This window comes from Clostridium sp. DL1XJH146 (assembly GCF_054819755.1).
Window position 1 is genome coordinate 19,143 of the sequence record NZ_JBTVVN010000040.1, and the last position, 8,831, is coordinate 27,973.

Sequence of the window (8,831 nt, forward strand, 5' to 3'; positions counted from 1 at the left end):
AAACTCGACTCCCTTGCGAGTTTTGTACATGCATAAATGAAAACTAAGTTTGAAGTTCTCATCAAAACTACTCGTAATGTGGTTCTTTTTTATTGCATAATTTATTGCTATTCTTGTAAAATAAATTCAAATGGAGGATCAATCTACAAATGAATAAAACAAATAAAATCACACGCGAAAATGCATATTTTAACTTAGCCCTATGTATTTTATTATGGGCATCAATACCTGTAGCAACAAAAAAAATTCTTGTGGAATTAGATAACCTACAAACTCTGTTTTACTCAACAATTTTTTCTACATTAGTAATGGGAATATTAGTGATCTTTCAAAAGAAAAAATCAGAGTTTAAAAAAAACACTGCTAAGGAATTTTCTATAATGTTTTTTCTAGGCTTCTTAGGTAATTATCTATATTACGTTCTTATATATGGAGCTTTAGATAAAACAACAGCTTCAGAAGGATTTATTTTAGCCTATACCTGGCCAATGCTTGTACTAATAATATCCTTTATAATTTTAAAAGAAAAGGTTACTATTATGAAAATAATAGGTATTTTCATTAGTTTCTTAGGCATTATCGTAATAACAACCAACGGTAATCTATCTCACTTCAATTTAACAAATCTTCATGGTGATCTACTAGCTTTAAGTGGTGCATTAGTATTCGCTCTATTTTCTGTTTTGGGAAAAAAATATAATTTTGATAAAACTATAAGTGTTTTTATCTACTATTTAAGCGCACTAATATTTATAGTTCCTACAGTTATGGTATTTTCTGAAATCATTTTACCAACTTCTTCAAGTGTATGGGGATGGTTAATATATAACGGTGTTTTTGTTAATGGTATATCTTATGTGTTTTGGTTTAAAGCTTTAGAAGGTGGCGAAACTCATATAATTTCAAATGTACTTTACTTAACTCCTTTTGTTTCTCTAATATATATTGCTATTTTCTTAGATGAGAAAATACTTATGAGTTCAGTCGCAGGACTAGTAATTATCGTTTTTGGAGTTCTATCTCAATACTATGGAAAAGAAAAAAAATAAAGTGAAGTATGGAATATTGCGTGTAAAAATATAGAGATTCTCGCCAATGGCAGAGAATCTCTATATTTATATGGATTTAGCTTTGCTAAATCCTATTCACTTAGTAGTTCTAAAATTCTTAATAAAACTAAAAATTTTAGAACACTTCACACTTTACTGATTAAACTCCACATTATCAAAACTAGACAAATCAATACTAGAATTTTCATTAGCAAAATAAGTAATTTTAATGCGGTCCCCTTCCTTAGTTAAAGGTAATTCATTACTCATATTTAATGAAGCTATAAATATTTTATTAGGATTTTCATTAGTTACCATGTAATAATAAGTAGTATCATCTATAATCGATGATCCGATTCTTTTTATAGTTCCCTCTTCACTATTTTCATCGCCACTATTTTGAAGTCCTTGCCAATCTCCTTGATTTTTAAGTTTCTTAATATAGTTAGATTTAGTCTTACTAAGTGACTCTCCTACTCCTACCATACTATAATCTTTTACATTAACCATAGCATATAATTTTACTAATCCTTTTTTATCTTTTAATGTAGTAAAATACGTTGCTTGTCCATCTACATTAATAAGAATTGGGAAAGTAGCCGTATATTCTAAGTTCTGAACTTGTCCTTCTGCTGACTGCATAGCTGCTATTTCATGAGTTCCTGAAACTCTATACAGATTAGTTTCTTTAGTTCTTGTATTTATAAGCATGAACCCAATTGTAGATTCATCAGATCCCGCAGAGGTCATCCCTGTGTAATAAAAACATTCGCCATCATTATATACAATATTATATCCTTTTGTAGTTTGAAGCTCGTCTTTATTAGATGGATTCCACCAACCATTTATATATCTACCCCAATCGTCTAATTGGTTCATAACGAAATTAGCGGGAATTACTCTATCAACCCACTGAGGTATATTTTCTAAATCATAATCCTCTATATCTCCATTTTCCGCATCAACAATAATAACTCCTTCTGCTTTAGACCCACCAAAGCCAAAATTATTTTTGTATTTTGTAATAACCCAAAACGGTCTATCTTCATCATCAAGTTCAAAGGAATAATCTGTTAAGCCAATTTTTTTATATCCAGACATATATACGTGACGTGCTAAATCACTGCCAAAAAAAGCATTAGGTTGATATTTAATTTTAATTTTCTTACCATCAACTTCTTGTATCAATTTAATATCTTGTTGGTTTGTTGCACTTATCATAATATATCCAGGTGTACCATCTTTATTTCCATTCCATTTAAAGAAACCCGAATGTAATAAAGGTGCTACCCAGTATAATTTGCCATCAACATTTTGCTGCGTGAATTCTCCCAAAGTTACTTGGCTACCTAGGGCAACTTGTTCTCCTAGTTTCTTATCTCCTAGATTTTGCGCAAGTTCTTGGTCTACTACTGGAATTTGAGTTACATCAATAGGCACTATATCAGTAGAAAAATCCTTTTCTTCTACTTGTCCAATCATTGCCCTCTTCTTTGAACTATTTACTATCCCAGTTGACATCACTATGTTAAACAAAAGTATTGCAAAAATAATTAATGGAATTATAAAATAAAAAACTATCTTTTTATTAGATAATCCCAATGAAATGGATATAGGAATAAATACTATAAGAATCAATAAAACTGTTCCAAAATAACTTAATGACAATACAGGCAAAAATAAATACCAAGAAATCAGAGCTAAAAACAATGATAATACTGCTAACGATATTGCAACTTTTTTTTTCATCATAATTCTCCTTCTATTGTTTTTTTACAACGTTTTTAATAATAATACTTAAATATATCAATTACTCTTTTAAAAACATCCAATAAAAATTCCTTAGTTTAATTCTATTATAGCAAAAAAACTAAGGATTATATATCTATTGAATTACAATGAATTTATAACTATCTTAATTACTTCAAACAAATCTATTATAAGTCTTCACAAATAATTGCTCTCTTATAAAATAGGTGCCAGTAACCTTCCAATTGATTCTTTAAACTTAATCTTAATAGACCTATCATGATATAATTCTTCTGTTATCTCAGTTGACTCTTCCATATCTTGATAAAAAATCTTTTGGAGTTCTTCCCCAATATTATGATCATATATAAATGCATTAACTTCGAAGTTTAATCTATAGCTACGGTTGTCCATATTAGCTGTCCCTACAGAGCTTACTTTACCATCCACCACTATAGTTTTAGCATGTAAAAATCCTTTTTCGTACTTAAAGCTCTTAACTCCAGAATTAATCAAATCTCCTACATATGAATAAGTTGCCCAATAAACAAATGGATGGTCTGGCATATTAGGTATCATTATTCTTACATCAACTCCTGATAGGGCTGCAACTCTTAGAGCTTCAATTATACTATTATCAGGCACAAAATATGGCGACTGTATATAAATAGATTTTTTTGCTGAATAAATAACTTTTAGATAAGCATTCTTAATTTGTTCTTCTAATCCATCTGGTCCAGATGTTACTATCTGAATTCCACTCTCTCCATACTCATTTTTTGAGGGAAAATATTTCTCCTCAAATTTAATTTTTTCAGTTGATGCATATCTCCAATCAAGGAGAAATCTTTGTTGTAGACTATCTACTGCATCACCTTTTATCCTAAGATGAGTATCTCTCCAATATCCAAATCTTTTGCTTTTACCTAAATATTCATCACCAATATTCATTCCTCCAACATACCCTATTTTACCATCAATAACAGCTATTTTCCTATGATTTCTATAGTTCATTCGGACATTTACATGTGGTAATATAAACGGGAAAAATATAGCAACTTTTCCTCCTGCCTCTTTAAGTAAATCAAAATATCTCCTTGGAATTGTTCTCCCACCCATAGCATCATATAATACTCTTACTTCTACGCCATCTCTAGCTTTTTCTAAAAGAGCACTCAAAACTGCATTTCCAATATCATCAGATTTATAAATATAATAATCTAAGTGAATGTGATGCTTTGCTTTTCTTATATCCTTAAGTAACTCATGAAACTTCCACTCACCATTAGTAAAAATTTCTACTTTATTATTCTGGGTAAATAGTGAATGACTATATCTATAGTTCATTAGAATCATGTCTTCATAATCACTAACGTATTTATCCTTAATGGCAAGACTTGATTGCCTCAATTGTTCTTCTTGTACTAATAATTTATGATGAAGCATATCTTCTTCTAATTTTAAATCGAACATTTTCCTTTTATGAAAATTCTGACCTAGAAGTAAATATAAGAAAAATCCTACACCAGGTAATACAAGCAATACAAGTAGCCAAGCCCACGTAACCGATGGGTTCTTCCTTTCAAAAAATATTAAAAGGAAAGCAAGTCCAATATTAAAAAACAATAAAACTGCTAAAAGTAATTCAGTAATATTTACAAAATCCATATAACTCTCCTTTTTTCAATGCACAGTGCATAATAATAATATCTAATGCACAATTCACAATGCACAATTAAGGATAATTCAGAGATTTTGCTTTGCAAAATCATCATTAATTGCAAATTGGTAATTGCAAATTGCTAATTAGCTTTTTATATTATTTTCCTTGTTCATAGGCTGTAATAAGCTCTTGTGGGAAGTCTCTTTTTTCCATTCCTTTTATTAATTTTGCATTAGAATGTTTAATTTCAACTATTTCAACATTTATTTCATCATTATTGTTAGTATCCATTATAGCATAGTAAATATTTTGTGTGCCATTTTTAGGTCTTCCTACACTACCGACATTTACAAGAATCTTTTCTTTTACTTTTTTTATATAAGGTATATGTGTATGTCCACAGAATAGCACATCCCAATCATTCTCTTCCATAACTTCATTTGCAGATTGTGAATCTTCTAATAAATATTCATTAACTTTTCTTGTACTTCCGTGAACGAATTTTACTGTTTTCCCATTTATATCTATCGTATGCTTTTCAGGTAATGTTTTTAATATTTTCTTGTTATTTTCACTAACTTCATTAACTGCCCAAGGTAGCGCAAAGTTTCTGTTTATTTCATTATCTTTTATATAATTAATATCATTGAATGCAACTGCAGCATCGTAGTTTCCTCCAATTATAATAATTTTTTCTCCAGTAATAAACTCAATAACTTCATTCTGATAAGGACCATATCCTACCAAATCCCCAAGACAAAATATTTTTTCTATACCTCTTGATTTGATATCTTTTATTACCTCCTGCAATGCTTCCAAATTACCGTGTATATCCGAAAAAATAGCTACTTTCAATAAAATGTCCTCCTTAATAGTCATCAATATTATTATATAATAACAATTAATACTACTACTTAGTTTTAAATATTGTTGATATTCAAACAAAATTAGCGTTATATATAATAATATCATTTACATTAATTTCTGACAATCTAATAATATTATTATTTACCTACATCTATTACAATATGTATAGTGCCTAAAATCATGCTAACTAACTATCAACATAGTGAACTAGTCCTCTCGTATATATTTGAAAATTAATATAATAAAATTCTCTTGATTAACACTCTATCATAAATTTAGCAATAGAAACTCTCTATTAGAATTTCTATTACTAATATTGTCTTTATTATCCCGAAACTGTATAATAAAGGCACTATATAAAAAACTTTGTTTCATATTAACGCTGTAATTAAGTAAGATAATTTAGCAAATATAAATTGAAAATTTATTAATTCGTTTCTATAATTCAAAGATTTTCTGACTATCAAGAAGAAAATCATCCAAAATTGTGCATTGTACATTGTGAATTGTGCATTTGCTCTTAAAGGAGTATCCTATGTTTAATTTTTCAGGCTCTATAGTTTTAAAACAACTTACACTTAAAAATGAAAATAAAGAATATCAATTTTCTATTTGTGGCGGTATTATAAAGGAATTAAATGATACAACAAAATATGAAAACAGCTTGAATAAAACCGAAAAAATAACTTTGAATTCTTTTAAAAATGAAAATAGATATAAAAACTTTCTGCTTAGCCGTTACATGGCAAAAAAAGCAGTTAACAAACTCTTAGGTTCAAAGGAAGAATTAAAAAACATAACAATAGTGAAAGGGATTTTTAATTTCCCCATAGTAAAAGTTAATTCAAATGAAAATATTCTAATAAGTATAACTCACAGTAAGGATTTTATTTGTGCTATTGCTTCCGATGAAGGCTGTCCTATGGCAATTGATATAGAAAAAATCGAAAATAAAAGAGCCTCTACAGTTGAAAAAGCTCTTTCCTCAAAATTCAATGCTCTCGGTGATTATACAAAAGAAGATATTGCGATAACCCATTGGACTTGCATTGAGTCTCTTAGTAAAACCTTACGAACAGGGGTTACTCTTCCTCTAGAAATGTATACAGTTAAAACTATGGAACCTTCTAATAACTCACTCGTAAGCTCGTACTCTCATTTTTATCAATTCAAAGCTTCCTCTTTTAAGATAGATGATTATATTTTGACATTGTGCTATCCTAAAAAATTAGATTTAATATATACTTCAAACAACACAAAGCTCCAAACATAACCCCATCATAAACAAAAGAGAAAACTAATATAATCAGTTTTCCCTCTTTTCTAATACTATTATATTTCATCCTTATCTAACTCTACATCAACAACTTCTTTTACTTCCTCTTTTTCAGGCTTTCTTCCTTGTAATAACTCTGGAAGTTCAAGTCCTGCATTCCTGAATACATCTTCAAATGGCGGGATAGCTTTTAACATACCTGACAAAAAGTTTGCAGTTGCAGGAGTTCCATCACCATTTCCTCCACCCATAGTATCCCAAACTGTAACTTTATCAATTTTAATATTTTTAATAGCTTCAACTTGTAATTTAACTAATTCAGGAAGCTTATCAGTAATCATAAGCATAGCTGCTTTCTCCGAATCCATACCTGCAGCTTCTACAATTTTCTTAAAACCAGCAGCTTGTTTACTAAGTATTTCCATAGTACCTTGTGCTTCTGCTTGCATTTTAGCTAAAATAGCATCAGCTTCACCTTTTGCTTTTCTTCTAATTTGTTCTGCTTCAGCCTCTGCATCAAGTTCAGCTTTTTGTTTTGCTATTTCAGCTTTTACAATAACGTCAGCCATATTAGTTGCTCTTTCTCTTTCAGCACGGGCTTTCTCAGAAGCACTTTCTGCTGCATAAGCTTCTTCCAAAGCCTTTGCTGCTTGAACTTTTTCTGCTGCATTAGCACGTCTTTCTGCTTCTGCTTCTCTTTCTCTTCTTTCTGCATCAGAATTTGCAACAGTAATCTTAGCTGTATTTTCCCCTTCTATTGCAATAGAATTTGCTTCAGATACTCTAATTCTTTCTTCTCTCTTAGCTTGTGCTTCACCAATAGCACCATCTCTATTTTTCTCAGCGACACTTTTCTTAGCATCATTAATTGCCTTTGCTGCTGCTTCTTTTCCTAGAGCTTCAATATACTGAGACTCATCTTTAAGGTCAGTTACGTTAACGTTGATAAGTTTCAAACCAACTTTTTTAAGCTCTTGTTCAACGTTTTGAGAAACATTTGCTAAAAACTTATCTCTATCTGAGTTAATTTCTTCTATATCCATAGTAGCAATTACTAATCTCAATTGTCCAAATATAATATCCTTAGCAAGATCTTGAATATTTTGCTTACTTAAACGCAACAATCTTTCTGCTGCATTATTCATAACCTCTGGATCAGTAGTAATACCAACTGTAAATATAGAAGGAACATCTACCCTTATGTTCTGCTTACTTAATGCCTTTGTTAAATTAACATCTATAGATATTGGTGTTAAATCCATATACTCATAACTTTGAATTACTGGCCATACAAAAGCAGCCCCACCATGAATACACTTAGATGAACGGGCAGAACCATCCACACGTTTACCTGTCATACCATAAATAACTAATATTCTATCAGAAGGACACTTCTTGTATCTTGAAAATAGAGCCATTATAACTACAAATATTGCTATTACTATAATAGCTACTGTTATTATTCCTGAAAAACTATCAAACATAATTAATTACCCCCATCTATTTTTTTTACTATAAGATTATTATTCTTTATTCCTGTTACAATTATACTTTCACCTGTTTTTATGCTTTCTTCTTTAGTTATTGCCTCTACTATTTGATACTTCCCTTGAAAAGTTATTTCTATTTTACCAGTCCCTTTTTCTCTTTCTGGAATTGTTAAATATACACTGCCGCTTTTCCCCATTGCATTTCTTAAACTGATATTTCCGCTTTCCTGCAATTTTAGCAATGCTCTTAACACTCCTGTAAGAATTGCAACGACAGTAAGTGCAACAACAATAGCAATAAGAATTGCTTGTAAAGCTCTAATTCCGCTATCTAGTGCAGTAATTCCAGTCCAAGAAAATATTGTAGAAAAAATAACAACATTTCTAAATGTAATCAGCTTAAGTGGAATATTCGACGCTTGCACATCTGTATCAGAACTAATATCTAATTCATCAACATCCATGTCAAAATCTCCAATGCCATCTACATCAAAAGAATCTGGCATATCCTCTCCAAAATCAACACCAATAAGCAATAAAGCCATCTGTATCAAAAACAAACAAGTAGAAGGTATCGCCAAAACCCAAAAAAACTTTTCAAGTCCAACTAGGGCACTCCACCACTCCTCCATTTATCTCCTCCTTTGCAATATATTTAATTAGCCGATTGCAGAATACTGCAATCGTTGCTTCTACTATCTTTTAGCCGTTAGGCTTTTATATTTTCCTCCAATGTG

General features: G+C 30.3%; 7 protein-coding genes. 2 read left to right on the plus strand and 5 right to left on the minus strand.

Annotated elements, in window-relative coordinates:
- The first annotated feature begins 149 nt into the window (after nucleotides 1–149).
- Nucleotides 150–1,049, plus strand: coding sequence for a DMT family transporter (locus ACVHXK_RS15450; protein ID WP_461207310.1), 900 nt, complete (start codon nucleotides 150–152; stop codon nucleotides 1,047–1,049).
- A gap of 153 nt (nucleotides 1,050–1,202) precedes the next feature.
- Here ACVHXK_RS15450 and ACVHXK_RS15455 read toward each other — a convergent pair whose 3' ends face one another.
- From ACVHXK_RS15455 to ACVHXK_RS15465, 3 genes are all read right to left on the minus strand, one after another.
- The gene (locus ACVHXK_RS15455) at nucleotides 1,203–2,798 is read right to left on the minus strand and encodes a cell shape-determining protein (protein ID WP_461207311.1); all 1,596 of its coding nucleotides are present in this window, start codon (nucleotides 2,796–2,798) and stop codon (nucleotides 1,203–1,205) included.
- A 216-nt stretch (nucleotides 2,799–3,014) separates the two neighbouring features.
- Nucleotides 3,015–4,466, minus strand: coding sequence for a cardiolipin synthase (cls, locus tag ACVHXK_RS15460; RefSeq protein WP_461207312.1), 1,452 nt, complete (start codon nucleotides 4,464–4,466; stop codon nucleotides 3,015–3,017).
- A 151-nt stretch (nucleotides 4,467–4,617) separates the two neighbouring features.
- Entirely contained in the window at nucleotides 4,618–5,316 is a 699-nt protein-coding gene (locus tag ACVHXK_RS15465; protein ID WP_461207313.1) for a metallophosphoesterase family protein, read from the minus strand.
- 547 nt (nucleotides 5,317–5,863) lie between these two features.
- On the opposite strand from ACVHXK_RS15465, the gene ACVHXK_RS15470 reads away from it, so the two are divergent.
- Nucleotides 5,864–6,601 carry a 4'-phosphopantetheinyl transferase family protein gene (locus tag ACVHXK_RS15470; RefSeq protein ID WP_461207314.1) on the plus strand — a complete coding sequence of 246 codons (738 nt, stop codon included), beginning with the start codon at nucleotides 5,864–5,866 and terminating at the stop codon, nucleotides 6,599–6,601.
- Nucleotides 6,602–6,660: 59 nt separating this feature from the next.
- On the opposite strand, the gene ACVHXK_RS15475 is transcribed toward ACVHXK_RS15470, so the two are convergent.
- Entirely contained in the window at nucleotides 6,661–8,088 is a 1,428-nt protein-coding gene (locus ACVHXK_RS15475) for a flotillin family protein (protein WP_461207315.1), read from the minus strand.
- A gap of 2 nt (nucleotides 8,089–8,090) precedes the next feature.
- The gene (locus ACVHXK_RS15480) at nucleotides 8,091–8,726 is read right to left on the minus strand and encodes a hypothetical protein (RefSeq protein WP_461207316.1); all 636 of its coding nucleotides are present in this window, start codon (nucleotides 8,724–8,726) and stop codon (nucleotides 8,091–8,093) included.
- Nucleotides 8,727–8,831 lie beyond the last annotated feature (105 nt).